The sequence below is a fragment of the Agrobacterium sp. V1 genome, from assembly GCF_030518355.1.
Taxonomy (GTDB): domain Bacteria; phylum Pseudomonadota; class Alphaproteobacteria; order Rhizobiales; family Rhizobiaceae; genus Agrobacterium; species Agrobacterium cucumeris.
Genome location: NZ_JAULSF010000002.1, coordinates 436,504 through 453,961 on the forward strand (window position 1 = coordinate 436,504; position 17,458 = coordinate 453,961).

Annotated in this window: 15 protein-coding genes; 7 read left to right on the forward strand and 8 right to left on the reverse strand. The window is 60.3% G+C overall.

What is annotated here, in order from left to right; translation table 11 throughout:
* The first annotated feature begins 43 nt into the window (after positions 1–43).
* Positions 44–1,396, forward strand: coding sequence for an LLM class flavin-dependent oxidoreductase (locus QSV77_RS16190; RefSeq protein ID WP_302734261.1), 1,353 nt, complete (start codon positions 44–46; stop codon positions 1,394–1,396).
* Positions 1,397–1,412: 16 nt separating this feature from the next.
* Here QSV77_RS16190 and QSV77_RS16195 read toward each other — a convergent pair whose 3' ends face one another.
* From QSV77_RS16195 to QSV77_RS16225, 7 genes are all read right to left on the reverse strand, one after another.
* The gene (locus QSV77_RS16195; protein ID WP_302734262.1) at positions 1,413–2,384 is read right to left on the reverse strand and encodes a LysR substrate-binding domain-containing protein; all 972 of its coding nucleotides are present in this window, start codon (positions 2,382–2,384) and stop codon (positions 1,413–1,415) included.
* A gap of 37 nt (positions 2,385–2,421) precedes the next feature.
* Entirely contained in the window at positions 2,422–3,660 is a 1,239-nt protein-coding gene (locus tag QSV77_RS16200) for an acyl-CoA dehydrogenase family protein (protein WP_302734263.1), read from the reverse strand.
* Between the two features lie 70 nt (positions 3,661–3,730).
* On the reverse strand, positions 3,731–4,786 hold the full coding sequence (locus tag QSV77_RS16205; protein ID WP_065117474.1) for an aldo/keto reductase: 1,056 nt from the start codon (positions 4,784–4,786) through the stop codon (positions 3,731–3,733).
* 18 nt (positions 4,787–4,804) lie between these two features.
* The gene (locus tag QSV77_RS16210; protein WP_174033855.1) at positions 4,805–5,740 is read right to left on the reverse strand and encodes an ABC transporter ATP-binding protein; all 936 of its coding nucleotides are present in this window, start codon (positions 5,738–5,740) and stop codon (positions 4,805–4,807) included.
* The gene (locus tag QSV77_RS16215) at positions 5,718–6,716 is read right to left on the reverse strand and encodes an ABC transporter ATP-binding protein (protein WP_065117476.1); all 999 of its coding nucleotides are present in this window, start codon (positions 6,714–6,716) and stop codon (positions 5,718–5,720) included. The genes QSV77_RS16210 and QSV77_RS16215 overlap by 23 nt, the downstream gene beginning before the upstream one ends.
* The gene (locus QSV77_RS16220) at positions 6,713–7,708 is read right to left on the reverse strand and encodes an ABC transporter permease (RefSeq protein WP_065117477.1); all 996 of its coding nucleotides are present in this window, start codon (positions 7,706–7,708) and stop codon (positions 6,713–6,715) included. The genes QSV77_RS16215 and QSV77_RS16220 overlap by 4 nt, the downstream gene beginning before the upstream one ends.
* Positions 7,705–8,694 carry an ABC transporter permease gene (locus QSV77_RS16225; RefSeq protein ID WP_262531212.1) on the reverse strand — a complete coding sequence of 330 codons (990 nt, stop codon included), beginning with the start codon at positions 8,692–8,694 and terminating at the stop codon, positions 7,705–7,707. The genes QSV77_RS16220 and QSV77_RS16225 overlap by 4 nt, the downstream gene beginning before the upstream one ends.
* Positions 8,695–8,964: 270 nt before the next feature.
* On the opposite strand from QSV77_RS16225, the gene QSV77_RS16230 reads away from it, so the two are divergent.
* The 3 genes from QSV77_RS16230 (at position 8,965) to QSV77_RS16240 (ending at position 12,845) form a co-directional block, all read left to right on the forward strand.
* Positions 8,965–10,572 carry an ABC transporter substrate-binding protein gene (locus QSV77_RS16230; RefSeq protein WP_302734266.1) on the forward strand — a complete coding sequence of 536 codons (1,608 nt, stop codon included), beginning with the start codon at positions 8,965–8,967 and terminating at the stop codon, positions 10,570–10,572.
* A gap of 66 nt (positions 10,573–10,638) precedes the next feature.
* Positions 10,639–11,670, forward strand: coding sequence for an ABC transporter substrate-binding protein (locus QSV77_RS16235; RefSeq protein ID WP_302734267.1), 1,032 nt, complete (start codon positions 10,639–10,641; stop codon positions 11,668–11,670).
* Positions 11,667–12,845, forward strand: coding sequence for an acyl-CoA dehydrogenase family protein (locus QSV77_RS16240; protein WP_302734269.1), 1,179 nt, complete (start codon positions 11,667–11,669; stop codon positions 12,843–12,845). The genes QSV77_RS16235 and QSV77_RS16240 overlap by 4 nt, the downstream gene beginning before the upstream one ends.
* A 57-nt stretch (positions 12,846–12,902) precedes the next feature.
* Here the strand turns inward: QSV77_RS16240 and QSV77_RS16245 are convergent, their stop codons facing one another.
* On the reverse strand, positions 12,903–13,973 hold the full coding sequence (locus QSV77_RS16245; protein ID WP_302734270.1) for an LLM class flavin-dependent oxidoreductase: 1,071 nt from the start codon (positions 13,971–13,973) through the stop codon (positions 12,903–12,905).
* Positions 13,974–14,305: 332 nt separating this feature from the next.
* On the opposite strand from QSV77_RS16245, the gene QSV77_RS16250 reads away from it, so the two are divergent.
* The 3 genes from QSV77_RS16250 to QSV77_RS16260 all read left to right on the forward strand — a co-directional run bounded on the left by QSV77_RS16250 (position 14,306) and on the right by QSV77_RS16260 (position 17,326).
* A complete protein-coding gene (locus QSV77_RS16250) occupies positions 14,306–14,929 on the forward strand; it encodes an alpha/beta hydrolase (RefSeq protein ID WP_302734272.1) in 624 nt (207 codons plus the stop codon).
* A 219-nt stretch (positions 14,930–15,148) separates the two neighbouring features.
* Entirely contained in the window at positions 15,149–16,078 is a 930-nt protein-coding gene (locus tag QSV77_RS16255; protein ID WP_142843633.1) for a sulfurtransferase, read from the forward strand.
* A gap of 75 nt (positions 16,079–16,153) precedes the next feature.
* Positions 16,154–17,326, forward strand: a complete 1,173-nt coding sequence (locus tag QSV77_RS16260; protein ID WP_302734273.1) for a YeeE/YedE family protein — start codon at positions 16,154–16,156, stop codon at positions 17,324–17,326.
* Positions 17,327–17,458: the final 132 nt, after the last annotated feature.

Genomic DNA, 17,458 nt, shown 5'->3' on the forward strand with positions numbered 1-17,458 from the left:
CTTCGGTTTCAAGCCGCATCAGAGCGAATAAGAGGTCATTTCCATGAGCAGAAAATCCGAAAAGCTGGTTCTCAATGCGTTCATCTATCCTGGCGGACATCATGAGGCTGCATGGCGGCATCCGGATTCGGAGCCGCATCGCGTCACCGATATAAAGCTCTATCAGGATATCGCCCGCAAGGCCGAAGCGGCGAAACTGGATGCGATCTTCTTTGCCGATGCGCCGGTGCTGGACGCCAATATCCGCTACGCCGCCCGCCACCGGCTGGAGCCGATCACCATGCTTTCGGCGCTCGCCGCCGTCACCGAAAAGATCGGCTTCATCGCCACGGCCTCCACCACCTATTACGAGCCCTACAATCTCGCGCGGCTGTTTGCGTCCGTCGATCATATCAGCGGCGGCCGGGTTGGCTGGAACATCGTCACGACTTCGGCGGATGCGGCGGCCGGCAACTTCAATCTCCAGAAACATCCGCCGCATGCCGACCGTTACCGTCAGGCCATCGAGTTCGTCGATGTGGTGACGAAGCTCTGGGACAGCTGGGAAGACGATGCCATCGTCGCCGACAAGGAAAGCGGTCTGTTTGCCGAGACAGACCGCATCCACCCCGCCAATCACGATGGGGAATTTTATCGGGTGCGGGGCGCGCTCAACGTGCCTCGTTCACCACAGGGCCGGCCGGTCTATGTGCAGGCAGGCTCCTCGGAGGAGGGCCGTGGTTTTGCGGCTCACTATGCTGAGGCAATCTTTACCGCGCATCAGACTCTGGAGAGTGCGCGGTCTTTTTATTCTGACATCAAGCGACGTGTTGCTGCCACGGGGCGTAACCCCGCCCATGTGAAAATCCTGCCGGGCATCAGCCCCTTCATCGCCTCCACCGAAGAGGAGGCGCGCAAGCTCGAGGCCTCCTTCAACGATCTCATCCAGCCGGCCTTTTCGCTCGGGCAATTGCAGCGCATGACAGGCATAGACCTGTCATCGGCCGATCTTGACCAGCCGCTGCCAGTAGAGGCCGTCGAGGCGACGCGCGCGCAGGCGGATAGCAGCCGCCATCAGCTGGTCCTCGATGTCATAGACCGGGAAAACCCGACGATCCGACAATTGTTGCACCGGCTTGCCGGCGGGCGCGGCCACAAGGTGATTTCCGGAACACCGGAACAGGTGGCAGACTGGATAGAGACCTGGTTCCGCGAAGGCGCAGCCGATGGCTTCAACATCATGCCGCCATGGCTGAATGGTGGGTTCGATATCTTCGTGGATGAGGTGGTGCCGATCCTGAAGCGGCGTGGCCTGTTCCGTGAGGATTACGAAGGCGATACGCTGCGCGACCATTATGGCCTGCCACGGCCGGATAACATCTACGCGGCCAGAGAGTTGCAAAGGGAACGCGCCTGAGGTGGGACGGGCGTGTTCAGGCGGCGGCTTCGAGGGAGCGTATATCCTCGCGCAACAGAGCGAGTAGAGATGCGACCTCCGGCAGCCGCCGCCTGTCAGGACTGGTCAGCAGGTGGTAACGGCTTGCAGTCGGCTGTGGTGAGCCGAAGGGGGCGATCAGGCGGCCGTTTTTCAGCTCTTCCGAAATCAGCGAGTGGCGCGCGAGGCCGATGCCATGGCCAGATAAGATTGCTTCTATCAGCGCCGTCTGGCGCGTAAAACGTGGGCCTGTCGCCGAAAGCCGGAGCGGAATGCGGCAGGCGCGCAGCCAGTTCGCCCATTCGAAGGCGGCGTCCAGGCCATTGCCGCGCAACATCGCAAAGCCGAGATCCCGCAATTGGGCGGGCTCGCCTGCAAGCCCATGGCGGGTTGCGAACTCGGGAGTGCAGACAGCGCTAACGGTATCGGCGAAAAGCGGCTCGTGAAGAAAGCCCGGAATTTGCGCGTGGGTGGCGACGATGGCGCAATCGGCATCAAAATGGGTGAGATCGACGGTTTCGCCCTCGATGGATTCGATCGAAAGCTCGACGTCTCCGAGGGCCGGAACGATGCTGCCCAGCCGCGGCGCCAGCCAGCGGGCGGCAAAGCAACCTTCCGCCAGAACCTTCAACTGCGGTCGTGCGTTCGAAACCATCAGGTCGGAAAGACTGCCGATCATGGTCTCGAAAGCATCGGCAAGGCCGGGATAAAGCGCGCTGCCGGCATCCGTCAGCAGCAATTCACCGCGCTGGCGGCTGAAAAGCGGCTGGCCGAGATGGGTTTCGAGAATACGGACCTGTTGGCCGATGGCGGCGGTGGAGACATGCAGTTCCTCCGCCGCCCGCGAAAAGCTCGCATGGCGGGCGGCCACCACAAAGGCGCGCAAGGCGGTCAGCGGCGGCAGGCGGGAAAGTGTGGGCAGGCGAAAAGCTGCCCGGCTCGCGGCGGGAGCGACAAACTCCGTTCTCATTGCTGTTCCTCCTTTGCCGCCTGCATCTTCCGCATGGTCAGAACACCCGGCCTTCCCTGAGATGCGTCGTGGTGCCATTGAGGTAATAGTCACCAATCACCCGCGCCTTGTGGGCAAGCGGATTGTGATTGTAGACCGTGCGGATGTTACGCCAGTGGCGATCGAAATTCCGGTCGCTCGAGGTCGCCGAGCCGCCGCCGAGTTCATAGAGGTTGGTGGCGACGGTCAGCGAAAGCTGCGAGGCGATGATCTGGGTGCGGGCGGTGGCGAGCGAGCCTTCCAGCAGGGCTGCCTCAATGGCCTCTTCGTCACCATTTGCAAAGGCTGCAGCCGTTCGGTCGAGCGTTCTGGCGGCTTCGCGGATGAGTGTCTTGACGGCGAAAGCTCCGGCACTGATTTCACCCAGCATCTTCTGCACGAAGGGATCCTGATTGGCGGTTTCCGCAGCGCTGTGAAGCGTGGTGCGCGCCTGGCGCAGAACATATTCCACACCGTCATTAAGCGCGCCCTGAACGGCGCCGGCAGCAGATGCGGCGAGATGCAGCTGCCGCATGGCCGAGCTGTGGCGGCCGATCTGGGTGCCAAGCTTGCGGGTCGTCAGCTCATGCGGCAGCACCTCGACATTTTCAAGCAACACGCCGCCGCTTGCCGTCATGCGCTGGCCCATGCTGTCCCAGTCGTCGAGAATGGTGATGCCGGTGCGATCAAGCGGAATGAGCACGCCGATCGGCTGCTCGTCATCGCCAATGGCGCTGAAGGTGCCGAAATCGGCAAAGGCCGTACCGGTCGCATACCATTTGCGGCCGTTCAGCCGGTAGCGATCGCCATCGGCACTCAGCCGCGTGGTGATTTCGCCGGGGCGCTTGGTGCCCTGTTCGGTGCTGGCGCCCGCAAAGAGCTTGCCGGCGAGGACCTGTTCAAGATGCCGCCGGTCCTCCAGCTCGATGGGCGCAAGGGCGAGATTTTCGGTGAAATTGAAATGGCTACGAAGCGCGTGCGGAATATTGCTGTCGGCTTCGCCGAGGATCATCAGCACTTCGATATAGTCGGCAATCGAGCCGCCCGGTCCGCCCTTGGCTTCGGGGACACGCAGCGTGCCGATCTTTGCCTCCTTGATAAGGGCGAAGATATCGAAGGGCAGTTCCCGCTGGCGCTCGCGGCGGGCGGCATCCCGGCCCGCGATAGCCGCAATGTCCTTTGCCCGGGCCAGAATCTCGTCACGGCTCGGCACGCCGGAATTGTCGGTGGTGGTTGTCTGTAGTTTCGGATTGGACATTGCGGTTTTCCCGTGAGCGGATGTTATAGCCTGCGGCACAATCGCGCCGCAGGCATGTTCGTCTGGACGATCAGGCGACCGCGCGCGGCTTGAGCGCCGGGCGGTGTGCGGCCTCGAGATTGCGCGGCACGCGGCCTTCGACGGGATGGCTCGGATCATTGAAACCGGGTGTCGAGGGATGGCCTGTTGTCACAAGGCTGTCGACCAGTGCTTCATCTTCGGCATCGATTTTCACATCGAGGGCGCGGATATAGCCGTTCCAGTGCTCTTCGGTGCGCGGGCCGGTAATGGCGGCGGTGACGAACTTGTTGTTCAGCACCCAGGCGAGCGCGAAATCCGCCGCCGAAACGCCCTTTGAAGCGGCATGGGCCGCGACCTTCTGGGCGATTTCAACCGATTCCGGACGCCATTCCGTTTCCAGAACGCGCTTGTCGCCACGGCCAACGCGGGTATCGGCACCCGGCTGTTCGCCCGGCTGATATTTGCCGGTCAGTACGCCGCGTGCGAGCGGTGAATAGGACACGACACCAAGGCCATAATGATTGGCCGCCGGCAGCTGCTCGGCTTCGGCCGTGCGGTTGACGATGTTGTAGAGCGGCTGGCTGGCAACGGGCCGGTCGATGCCAAGCTGATCGGCCAGATGCGAAATTTCAGCGATGCGCCAGCCGCGGAAGTTCGACACGCCGAAATAGCGCAGCTTGCCGGCGCGGATGAGATCGGCGATGGCGCGCACCGGCTCTTCCAGCGGCGCATCAAAGACGGCGCGGTGGAAATAGAGGATGTCAATATAGTCAGTGTTGAGGCGGCGCAGCGAATTCTCGACGGTCTCGATCACCCATTTGCGCGAATGGCCACCAAGGTTCGGGCCCTTGGTATGGGAATTGACGAATTTCGTCGCCAGAACCCAGTGATCGCGCGTGGACTTGATGCCGCGGCCAACGACCTCTTCCGACTTGCCGTCGTGATAGACATCGGCGGTGTCGATGAAGTTGATGCCCTGTTCGCGTGCCTTGTCGATGATGCGGAAGGCCACATCATCCGGTGTCGGGCCTCCGAACATCATCGTGCCGAGGCTCAGCGGTGAAACTTTCAGCGCGCTGCGTCCGAGATAGCGATAGTCGACCATTATGGTTGCTCCTTTAAGTTATTGGGCATGGTGGCAGGCCACGGCGTGGTTCTTGCCGAAAAGGGTGTAATCCGGCGCTTTTTCGCGACAGAGATCGGTGGCGAGCGGGCAGCGTGTGTGAAACCGGCAGCCGGATGGCGGATCGTGCGGGCTCGGCAGATCGCCGGAAATGGGCGCGGCCTGCTTGCGGCGGGCGGGATCCGGAACGGCAGCGAGAAGGGCGCGAGTATAAGGGTGCTTCGGAGAAGCCCAGAGTTCCGATGTCGGTGCGCTTTCGACGATCTTGCCGAGATACATGACCAGCACGCGGTCGGAAAAATAACGCACCACGGACAGATCATGTGAGACGAAGAGATAGGACAGCGAAAGCCGCTTTTTCATCTCCACCAGAAGATTGAGGATCTGCGCCTGTATCGAAAGATCGAGCGCCGAGACCGGCTCGTCGCAGACCACCAGTTCCGGTTCCAAAACCAGGGCGCGGGCAATGCCGATGCGCTGGCGCTGACCGCCGGAAAATTCATGCGGATAACGGTCGAGCGAATCCGTGGGCAGGCCAACCTGCGCGACGATGGCTTCAACAATCTCCCGCTGGCGCGCCCGGTCGCCGATGCCGTGCACTTTCAGCGGCCCGGTAAGGATGGTGCGCACCGTCTGTCGCGGATTGAGGGAGGCGAAGGGATCCTGAAAGATCATCTGGATGCGGCGGCGTATGCCGCGCAGCTGCGAAGGCGTCATTGCCGTCACATCAGCGCCCTTGAAGGTGATCCTGCCGGAAGACGGCTCGACCAGACGCATCAGCGACTTGCCGAGCGAGGATTTGCCGCAGCCGGATTCGCCCACCAGTGCCACGGTTTCGCCCGCCTCGATATCAAGCGAGACGTCATCGACGGCGCGCACGGTGCCGCGTCCGCCCGTATAGTGGGTGGAAAGACTATGCACTGACAAGAGCGTCATCGGACACCTCCTGGGATGTGGGAGCAACGAAGGGGCAGGCGGCGTAGCGGCCTTCCGAAATCGGCCTCAGCGGCGGCACGAATTGCCCGCAGAAACCACGGGCGCTCGGACAGCGCGGTCGGAAGGCGCAACCGCGTTCCCCCGTGGCGGAAACGATGGAGCCGGGAATCTCGATGAGCGGCCCGTCGCGATAATGCTGGCCGTCTTCCGCGCGCGGCGAGGCGGCAAGCAGGCCGCGCGTATAGGGGTGGTAGGGGTTGGAGAAAACCGGTTCCGGCAATCCTTCTTCCACCTTGCGGCCGGCATACATGACCATCACCCGGTCCGCCCATTGTGCCACGATGCCGAGATCGTGGGTGATGAGGATGACCGCCATGTTGAGATCGCGGCGCAGATTGTCGAGCAGCTGCAGGATCTGCGCCTGTATCGTCACGTCAAGAGCCGTCGTCGCCTCGTCGGCGATCAGGAGTTTCGGATTGCAGGCAACGCCGATGGCGATCATCACACGCTGGCGCATGCCGCCGGAAAGCTGGTGCGGATAATCATCCACCCGGCGGCCGGCATCGGGGATGTTGACGAGGTCCAGCAGCTCGATGGCGCGTTTGCGCGCCTGATGCCGGTCGATCTTCTCATGGATGCGCAGCACCTCGATGATCTGTTCGCCGACCGTCAGCACGGGGTTGAGCGAGGTCATCGGCTCCTGAAAGATCATGCCGATATCCCGGCCGCGAATGCCGCGCCATTGCCGCTCGGAAAGCGGCAGCAGATCGCGGCCCTCGAGCAGAACCCGGCCGCCGGTCTTGGCGTGGGAGGGCAGGAGGCCGATCAGGCCAAGCGCCGTCAGGGATTTGCCGGAGCCGCTTTCGCCGACGATCGCCAGCATTTCGCCGGGGCTGACATCGAAACTGACGCCTTTGACCGGTTGGGTTGAGCCGAAGCTGACGGAGAGATCATGGACTTCGATCAGTTTGCTCATCGGCGTTCCTCCGAAAAACGGGGGTTGAGCGCATCGTTGAGGCCATCGCTGATGAGGTTCAGCGAAATGACGGTGAAGACGATGGCAAGGCCGGGAAGGGCGGTCAGATACCAGGCCGTGCGGATGACATCACGGCCGGAACCGATCATCGAACCCCAGGAGACACGGTTGGGATCGCCAAGCCCCATGAAGGACAGCGCTGCTTCCATGAGGATCGCGCCCGCCACCATGACGGATGAGGTGACGATGATCGGTGGCAGCGCATTGGGCAGGATTTCCTGAAAAACGATGCGGGCATGGCCATAACCGAGGCTACGCGCGGCGAGCACATAATCCTTTTCGCGAATGGCGCGGAATTCCGCACGGGTAAGACGCGCAACGAGCGGCCAGGTGATGATGCCGATGGCTGACGTGACCGTGGTGACAGACGGCTGGGCGATGGCGACCAGTACCACCAAGAGCACGAAATTCGGCAAGGTCTGGAAGATTTCGATCAGCTTGACGAGGATGTCATCAATGACGCCACCAAAATAACCGGCGAAGGCGCCAACCGCGATGCCGATGGTGAGGCCGATCAGCGTTGCCACGACACCGACGGTGAGCGAAATGCGCGCGCCATGCACGATGCCGGCCAGAACATCCCGGCCCATGGAATCAGTGCCGAGCGGATAGGCCGCGTTCTGGCCCGGCCACAGGAACGGGCGGGCCACCATTTCCAGGGGATCGCCGGGATAGATCAACGGGGCGATCAGTGCGGTGACGATGACGGTGGCGAGAAACAGCAACCCGACGATGGCATTGGGATTGGTGAGGAAGATTTTCAGTTCGCGCCGCAGTCCACGTCGCGGCACGGAGACGGAGCGGGCCGAAAGCGCATCCGGGGCATGGATATAGGGCCAGGCCTTTTCTTCCGGCTTTTTCGGTTTGGGATTGGTCTCTTCAGCGCCAAGTTCCGCCGTGTTGAGAACCGCTGTTGTGTGGGAGGAATTCATCGGCTTTCTCCGATGCGGGGGTCAAGCCATGCCTGCAACAGGTCCACGGCCGCATTGACGATGATGACGACGAGGGAGGAGAGAAGCAGAATGCCGAGCAGCACGCTGAAATCCCGCGCCATGACGGCTTCGAAGGCGAGGCGGCCAAGGCCCGGCCAGCTGAAGACGGTTTCAACCACGACGGCGCCGCCGAGCAGGCCGCCAATATGCATGCCGGCCATGGTGGTGATGGGGATGAGCGCGTTGCGCAGGATGTGGCGTGTGGTGAGCCTGAGCGGCGAAACGCCCTTGGCGCGCGCCGTGCGCACATAGTCCTGGGATTTCACTTCCAGCATCGCCGCGCGGGTGAGGCGGGCATAAATGGCCAGAAAATAAAGCGCCAGCGACAGGGCAGGGAGCACGATGTAGCGCAGCCTGTCGAGAAAGGCTGAAAACCCGGTAAGGCTGCTACCGATGGTGCTGTCACCGCCGGACGGAAGCCAGCCGAGCTTGACGGAAAAGGTCAGGATCAGCATCAGGCCGATCCAGAAACCCGGTACGGAATAAAAGATCAGTGAGCCAATCGAAATGATCCGGTCCGGCAGCTTGCCGGAGAAAAGCGCCATGATGGAGCCGAGGAACACGCCGACGAAGATCGCGATACCAAGGGCTGCGCCCATCAGCGCAAGCGTGCCGGGCAGGCGCTGGCCGATAAGGTCTGCCACCGGCATGCCGTATCGCGGCGAAAAACCAAGGCTGAACTGGGCCAGATTGCCGAGATAGTTCATGAGCTGATGCAGAACCGGCAAATCCAGTCCGAAGCGGGAGCGGATTTCCGCCATGGTCTCGACGGTTGCCGAACCCGCTTCCGCTGCCAGCACATCGGCGGCATCACCCGGCGCCAGCTGCAGCAGGAAGAAGTTCAGGATGACGATACCGAGAACCGTCGGAATGGCCTGAATGGCCACCCGTCTTGCCTGCGATAAAATCCGTTTCGAATTCGACATCGGCTCCAGTCCGTAAGCGTGGGAAACATAAAATCAGCCTCGAAAGGCGTGAGCATTAGTTGACTAATTTTATGGAATTTGTCAAAGAGTAATAGAATTATTTTCTGAAATTTACGGAAATATGCGTCATAAAGAAAAGATAATTCCTAATTATGAGAATGGTTGGTTCTTCATGCCAAACTCACTCTCCTCTGCGGAACAAACTTCTTCCTAAGCGCGACCGTTCAGTTTGCCGGGTTTTCGCCGGTTCAATCAAGGAGAGGGTATCGTATGACTATTTTCAACCAGACGACGCGGCGAGGTTTCCTGCTGGCCTCGGTGGCGCTTGGCGTGGTGTCTTTGCCGGGGCTGAAGCTCCTCGCTGCGGAGCCGGCAAGTGGCGGCACGGCCACCCTGCTCATCTCATCGGAACCGCCGGTGCTGACGACGATCGCGCATACGGCCTATAATTCCGTCTATATATCGCCAAAAGTGACCGAAGGTCTGCTGACCTATGATTTCGATCTCAATCCCAAGCCGCTGCTGGCCAAATCATGGGATGTGAGCGCGGATGGCCTGCGCTACACCTTCAAGCTGAGGCCCGGCGTAAAGTGGCATGACGGCAAGCCCTTCACTTCAGCCGATGTGGCTTTCTCCATCAATACCATCAAGGAAGTGCATCCGCGCGGTCGCAATACATTCCTGAACCTCACAAGCGTCGAGACGCCTGATGAGTTGACGGCGGTTCTGGTTCTTTCCAAACCAGCGCCATACCTGATAACGGCTCTCGCCGCCGCCGAAACGCCCATCGTGCCGAAACATCTCTATGAAGGCACGAAAGTGACGGAAAACCCGGTCAATCTCGCCCCCATCGGCACTGGTCCGTTCAAGTTCAAGGAGTGGGTGCGCGGCAGCCATATCGTTTTCGAGCGCAATGCCGATTATTGGGATGCGCCGCGCCCCTATCTCGACAAGCTGATCGTCCGCTTCATTCCCGACGCATCCGCCCGCGCGATTGCCATTGAAACCGGCGAGATCGATCTCGCCCCCAGCACGCCGGTCGCCTATAGCGATCTCGACCGCCTGAAAGAGCTTCCCAGCCTCGGTTTTGAGACAAATGGCTATCAATATTCGAATTCCGTCAGCCGCGTGGAGTTCAATCTCGAAAAGGATGTGTTCAAGGATGTGCGCGTCCGTCGCGCCTTCGCGCATGTGATCGACCGCAACGTCATATTCAACACCGTTAATTACGGTTACGGCGCGACCATCACCGGCCCGATCAATCCGAAGCTGACGAAATGGTTCGTTGCGGACCTGAAGACCTATCCGATCGATCTGAAGGCCGCCGAAGCGCTTCTCGATGAGGCCGGATACAAGCGCGGTGCGGATGGCATCCGTTTCAAGCTCAATCTGGATTACGTGCCCAGCACCGAAGCCTATCCGCGCGGCGCGGATTATATTCGCCAGGCGCTGGCGAAAGTCGGCGTCGACGTGACGGTGCGCACGCAGGATTTCGCCACCTATACCAAGCGCATCTACACGGATCGCGATTTCGATTTTGCCTATGAGGGCATGAGCAATCTCTTCGATCCGACCGTCGGCGTGCAGCGGCTTTATTGGTCGAAGAACTTCAAGAAGGGTGTGCCTTTCTCCAATGGTGCGGCCTACAGCAATCCGAAGGTGGATGCGCTTCTCGAAGCCGCCGCCATCGAGATCGACCCGGACAGGCGCGTCGCGCAATGGAAGGAAATCCAGCAGATTCTCGTAGAGGACGTGCCGGCCATCGATATCGTCGCGGCACCAGAAATTACCATCTTCAACAAGCGTATCGCCGATCACACCATCGGTGCCGAAGGTGTGGCGGGAAGCCTCGCCTTCGCGCATATCGCCGCATCCTGATCGTTTCACCAGACCCGGCCCCTTTGCTGCGGGCCGAGACTTTTCCCTTTCATCGAGGACAAAGCCATGAGCACGTCACTTTCTGAAATCTGGTACACACGCTGCCCGGTGCCCACGCCCGTGGGACTGGCGGCGCAGCTCGGTTATCTCGGGCAGACCTTCGAGGAGGTCGGCATATCGCTGAAATCCATCATCGATTCGCCTGACCGTTCCGTTCGTCAGAGCCATTTCAACCACACGCTGGAATGGTCCTTCCGTCACGGCGGCAATGTGCCGCCCATCCGCGCCCGTTCGGAAGGGCGCAATACGCGCCTTGTTGGCATTACCTGGACGGATGAGTTTCAGGCAATCATCACCCTGCCGGAAACCGGTATCCGCTCTGTTGCCGATCTTGTCGGTCGCCGTTTCGGCGTGCCGCGCAGGCCGGAAGGCATTGTCGATTTCATGCGGGCTACGGCGCTGAAGGGGATCGTCTCGGCGCTTTCGCTGGAAGGGCTGACGGTAGAGGATGTCGAACTGAAGGATATCGTCATCACGGATTCGGTGCTGGCCTCGCAGGAAGGACCTTCGCTTTTCGGGCTGAAGCGCCGGCAGTCTTTCGGTGAGGAGATCATCGCGCTATTGCGGGGTGAGGTCGACGCGATCTTCGTCAAGGGAACGGCGGGTATTGCTGCCGCCAATCTGATCGGTGCGGTGCAGGTGGTGGAATTCGGTTTTCACCCCGATCCGAAAATACGCATCAATTCCGGTTCGCCCCGGGTGCTGACGGTTGATGGGCGGCTTGCCGATGAGCGTCCCGATCTGGTGGAGCGGCTGGTTGCCGCCATCGGCAAAGCCTCGCTCTGGGCGGAGCAGCATCCGGAAGAAACGCGTCGTTTTATTGCCCGTGAGGCCGGCGCGACGGAGGAACAGGTTCTGGCCGCCAACGGGCCGGAGGTTCACCACCATCTCGGCCTCGGCCTTGATGCGGACCTTGTCGCCGCTGTCGGTCACTACAAGGATTTCCTGCATCAATGGGGTTTCCTTGAAAACGACTTCGATCTCGGTGAATGGATTGACGATCGTTTCGTGACGGCAAGTGAAAGGGCGGTGGCATGAGTGGTGCGTTATCCGCCGTTCCGCGCGCGCCGGAGCAGCAATCGAGCCCTGTTGCCGTTGCAACTGCGCTGGCCGACGATTTCAGCCTGAGGGCGGCGGACCATGACAAAAGCGGCGAATTCGCCGCCGGCAATTTCGAGGCGCTTTTCAAGTCCGGCCTGCTGGGTCTCGTGACGGCTGAAAAGGATGGCGGCTGGGGCGAGGGCATTGAGACGGCCCATGCCGTCATTGCAACCATTGCCAGGGGCGATCCGTCCACCGCCCTCATCCTCGCCATGCATTACAGCGTTCATGCCGCGATACGGCGCGGCAAATGGCCGGTGGCACTTGCTTCAAGGGTTCTGGCCGCCAATAGCAGGGAGCCGGCGCTTTTGAACAATGCGCAGGCGGAGCCGGGCGTAGGTTCGCCGGCCCATGGCGGCCTGCCGGAAACGACGGCGCGGATTGCGGGCGATGTCTGGGTTGTCAATGGCCGCAAGAGTTTCGTCACTGGCTTGCCGGGTCTGAAATGGGCGATCGTGCTTGCGGTAACGACGGAAGAGGCGCCGCGCCTGATCCAGCTTCTGATACCACTGGATGCGCCGGGCATCACCCAGGAAAAGGCATGGGAGGCGACCGGCATGTATGCCACTGCAAGCCATGACCTGGTGCTGAAGGAGGTAAGGGTGGCGCTTGCCGATATCGTTGCCGAACAGCCGGCGGATGAGCCGTTGCGGCGCGATGAGGCAGACGGCTATAATTTCTTCGCGCTGCTGGCTTCCGTCTATCACGGTGTTGCGCTTTCGGCACGTGACGATCTCCTGCGCCATCTGAATGGCCATGTCCCGGCAAGCCTTGGTGCGCCGCTCTCCTCCATTCCCCGCATTCAGGAAGGTCTCGGCCAGATCGAAGTGCTTCTTGCTGCAAACCGGCGCCTACTTCTCTCCGTCGCCCGCGATATCGACGCTGGCGAAAGGGTGGGAACCGATGCGCTCGCCGTTCGCCATGTGGTGATCGACAATGCGGTGGTGGTAACGGATCTGGCGCTGGAACTTGGCGGTAATCGCGGCCTGCGCCGGGATTATAATCTCGAACGCCATCATCGCGATGCCATCACGGCAAGGGCGCATGCGCCACAAAGCCACATGATCCGCACGATTCTCGGACGTCAGAGCATCAAGGCGGCGGGCGGCTGATTGATGAAAACGCCGGGCGGCCTTGCCTCTGCAAGATCGCCCGGCATCGTCTCGGCATCAATCCCGCAACAGTGGCAACAGCCTGTCGCCCTGCCGCTCGATCTCCTGCAGATAGGGCGTGTCGGAAAGCACGAAATGGGTGATGCCAAGCGCGCGGTATTTGCGCAGTGACGCCGCGACATCCTCCGCCGAACCCACCAGCCATGTGGTTGCCGCACCGCCGCCGCCGAACTTGCCCGGTGCAGTGTAAAGATTATCGTCCAGAACATCGCCCTGACGGTGTAGATCCAGCAGCCTGCGTTGGCCGATTGCCACGCCTTGCAGATGATCGTTCCAGCGCGCTCCGTTATTTGCCGCCATCTCGGCAACCTTCGCTTCCGCGTCGCGCCATGCTTCTGCCGTCGTTTCACGCACCAGCGTGGTGATCCGCAGGCCGAATTGCAGCGGTGGTAAGTCACGGCCAAGCGTCTCACTGAAATGCCTGAGCCTTTCTATCCGTTCGCCCACACCGGCGAGCGGCTCGCCCCAAAACAGCTGCACGTCCGCCTCGGTTGCGGCGACCTGCTCGGCCGCCTCGGATGCGCCGCCGAAATAAAGCTTTGGGTGCGGCCGGCCGTCGCGTGCGGCGATACGCGGCAGGACAGTCGAATTCCTGACGCGGAAATGCTCCCCGTCGAAGGTGACATTTTCTTCCGTCCAGAGCCGCCGCACCAGCCGCATGAACTCTTTCGTGCGCGCATAACGCTGCGCCTGATCACCTTCTTCATCGCCATAGGCAGCAAGCTCGTCGCGACCCGAGACGACATTGATCCGTACCCGGCCACCCGAGAGTTGATCGAGCGTGGCGGCGGCCGATGCGAGATTGGCCGGTTTCCAGTAGCCGGGGCGGATGGCGATCAGCGGCTCGAAGGTGGTGGTGCGCGCCGCAAGGGCGGCCGCCACCGTGAATGTGTCGGGCCGGCCCCAGCCCGTGCCGATCAGCGCGCCTTTCCAGCCATGATTTTCCAGCGCCTTTGCGTGGCTGGTCAATGTATCGAGGCTGTTATGGTTGTCGCTGACGGCGTCGCCCCTATGGCCGGGTTTGACGTCATTGGGGATGTACCAGAGAAATTCGCTCGTGCTGCTCACATTATCCGCCTGAATTTTCGATTCATGTCGCGGTGCGAGAATGACAAAGCGGCGGCGGATGGGCCAAGCAGCGGTGTCTCATTTGGTGTGCGTCGGAGGAAAAGCTTTCCGCATGAAGGGAATATATTGCACATATTTTCTATGTAAAAAATGTGAGTAAATGATTCCGTCTGAACAGGGATTTATCGGCGGTTGAGAACGCATTTTCTTCTGTATCGAATTTCTTCAGATCGATTTTTTCTTTGATCCAGAAAGGTGAGCAAGCGAGCATTCGACTGGAAACGTAAAAATCATCATGCTTTGCACGGACCACCCGCAACCACGGAGCAGGCATGTGTACCGCCTTGATTGTTCCCGGACTGAACGGTTCGGATGAGGGGCATTGGCAGCGGCACTGGCTGCTGGATGATCCCGCAGCGCAGCTGGTAGATCAGGATGACTGGCAATGCCCGGTTCTCGAGGACTGGCTCGGCCGTCTTGAAGCAGCGCTTGCCTCTGTCGACAGCGCCTATATCGTCGCCCACAGTCTCGGTTGCGTGCTGGTCGCGAATATGGCCTCCCGGCCGGCGGCGGCAAAAATCAGAGGTGCGCTTCTTGTCGCACCGGCCCATCTGGACAGGGTGGAAGCGATGCATCCCTGTATTGTCCGGTTCGGAGCCTTTCCCCTGGCGCCACTTGGCTTCCCCAGCCTTCTCGTGGGCAGTATGAACGACCCCTATATGAGCCCGGAAGACTTGGCGCACACGGCTGCCAGCTGGGGAAGCGATCTCGTTAATCTTGGCGCGGCAGGGCATATCAATATCGCTGCCGGTTTCGGAAGGTGGCCGGAGGGATATGACCTGCTGGAACGCCTGAAAACGGGTGCGGGTTCTGCATCGCCTGCGACCAGATCGAGAATACGGGGACTGCCGGCGGCTCGTGGTGCGCATCTTCAGGGTGATGTAAGCGCACTCTGATCCATCCGTTGTGAACGGATGTGGTTCAGCCAAACGTCGCATACACAACCTTTGAGCGCTTTATAGCTGTTTTATCCGCCATAAATTTCGAATCTCACCTTTTGATTGTTTTGAGTGACTGCATTTATTTTCTACAGAAAATATGAAAAAGCGTTTCTTCGCTCCGGACGATTTTGTTGCGACCTTTCAATGGCCATCAAATCAGGAAGGGGTAAGGGAATGTCCAGGATCAAGTTTGTAGCGTCGGCTCTCGGCGGATTGTTGTTGTCGACGGTATCGCTGTCTGCTGCCGGAGCATCGGACGCGCTGGTGACGGCCGATTGGCTGAAGGAAAATCTCGACAATCCGAAGGTTCGGGTTTTCGAAGTCAGCGTCGATACGGGTGTCTACGAGCGCGGGCATATTCCGGGCGCGGTGAACCTCAACTGGCATACGGATCTCGTCGACAAGGAACGGCGCGACATTGCCGCGCGGGAAAATTTCCAGTCCCTGCTGCAAAAGGCCGGTGTCGGTGACGATACGACGATCGTTCTTTATGGCGACAACAATAACTGGTTCGCCGCCTGGGGAGCGTGGATTTTTGAAACCTATGGCCTTGGCGACCGGGTGAAGCTGCTGGATGGTGGCCGTAAGCTCTGGGAAGCGCAGGGCCTGCCTTTCGACACATCGGCACCCGCAACGGCCGAAACGAAACTGAAGCTTGGCGAACCGGACACGTCGGTGCGAGCGCGGTTTGTTGACGTGGTCGCCGTGGCCGAAGGAAAACATAATATCAAGCTGGTCGATATTCGCTCGGCGGATGAATATTCCGGCAAGATTTTCGCACCCGATGGCGTCAAGGAATTGTCAGTGCGGGCTGGTCATATTCCCGGCGCTGTCAACGTGCCGTGGGGCACCATCGTCAACAAGGACGGTACCTTCAAATCTGCAGACGAGATCAAGGCGATCTATGCGGAAAAGGGCATCGACGGCTCCGCTCCGGTCATCACCTATTGCCGTATCGGCGAGCGCTCCAGCCACACCTGGTTCGCCTTGAAGAAGATACTCGGGTACGACGTCCGCAACTATGACGGTTCCTGGACCGAATATGGCAATGCGGTCGGCGTTCCCATCAGCAATCCGACCGGTACGGTCTGGACGGGCAAATAAGCCGCAGCCTTCCTTTTTGAAGCCGGTGCGCCAGTGAGGCGCACCGGCGTTTTCTCCTGCCATATCCGGTATTTCATGCATCTTACCTTTCGCCGCTCCGCGGCCCTCGCCATTTTATGCACGCTGACTGTTGCTGCTCACCAACTGGGGACGCTTGAGAACGGCAGGCAGCTTGCATTTTCACTGTTGGCCGGTATCGCTTTCGGCATCGTGATGCAGCGCGGACGGTTCTGCTTCCTCTGCAATTTCCGGGATTTCATCGACGACAGGCGCTCGGATGGCGTCCTTGCAATTCTCGTCGCACTTCTTGCGGGCGTGGTGTTTTATCAGATCATCACCATCGCGTGGATGCCGGTCCCGCAGCCCGGTCGTCTGCCGCCCAATGCGCATATCGGCCCGGTCGGCTGGGTCCTGGCGTTGGCTTCGACGGTTTTTGGTGTCGGTGCTGCACTTTCCGGCTCCTGCCTGTCGGGGCATTTTTACCGGTTGGGGGAGGGAGCCTTTGGTTCCGTTCTTGCCATTGCGGGTGCGGCGCTCGGTTTTCTGCTGGCGTTCCTCAGCTGGAATTTTCTTTATACACTCAGCGTATTCAACGACCCACCGGTCTGGCTGCCGCACCATCTGGGATACGGCTTGGCACTGTTGCTTGCCGGTTTTGTTTTGGCCGGGCTGATCTTCATTGTTCTTTTTTTCGATAAGTCAGCGGCTGTTCCATCGGGCGCACCGGAAAACCGGCTGCAGCAGGCCCTGCGAAGCGTTTTCGTCGAACGCTGGCCGCCCGTCGTCACCGGGGTTCTGGTTGCAGCCATCAGCGCCTTTTCCTATTTCCGCGTTGCGCCGCTTGGGGTAACCGCTGAACTCGGCAGCATCGTCAGAACGGCCGGCGCATCCGCGGCATGGGTGCCGGAAACGCTTGCGGGCCTCGATACGGTGCGCGGCTGCATCAGCGCGGTGAAAACCACGCTTCTGTCGCCTAACGGCGTCTTCGTGCTGGGGCTGATTTTTGCGAGCTTCGCAGCCGCGCTTTCGGCGGGAAAATTCCAGCCATCCTGGCCGTCTGCCGGCGGGTTGGCAACCCGTTTTGCCGGCGGCGTGCTGATGGGCTGGGGTGGCATGACCGCGCTTGGCTGCACCATCGGCGTGCTGCTGTCGGGCATTCATGCGGGCGCGGTGTCAGGTTGGGTATTTTTCCTTTTTTGTGGTCTTGGCGCTTTTGCAGGCCTCATTCTCAAACGTAGGTTGGCCTAGCCGTGAGGCTCATACGCTGAAATCCTGCCGATTCTGGCCTGCGAAATGGAATTTCCCCCATTCGGGCAACCTTAGTCCACCTTTGCAGGCTGCTCACCAATTATAGAATAGTAATTTTATGGAAAATATTGA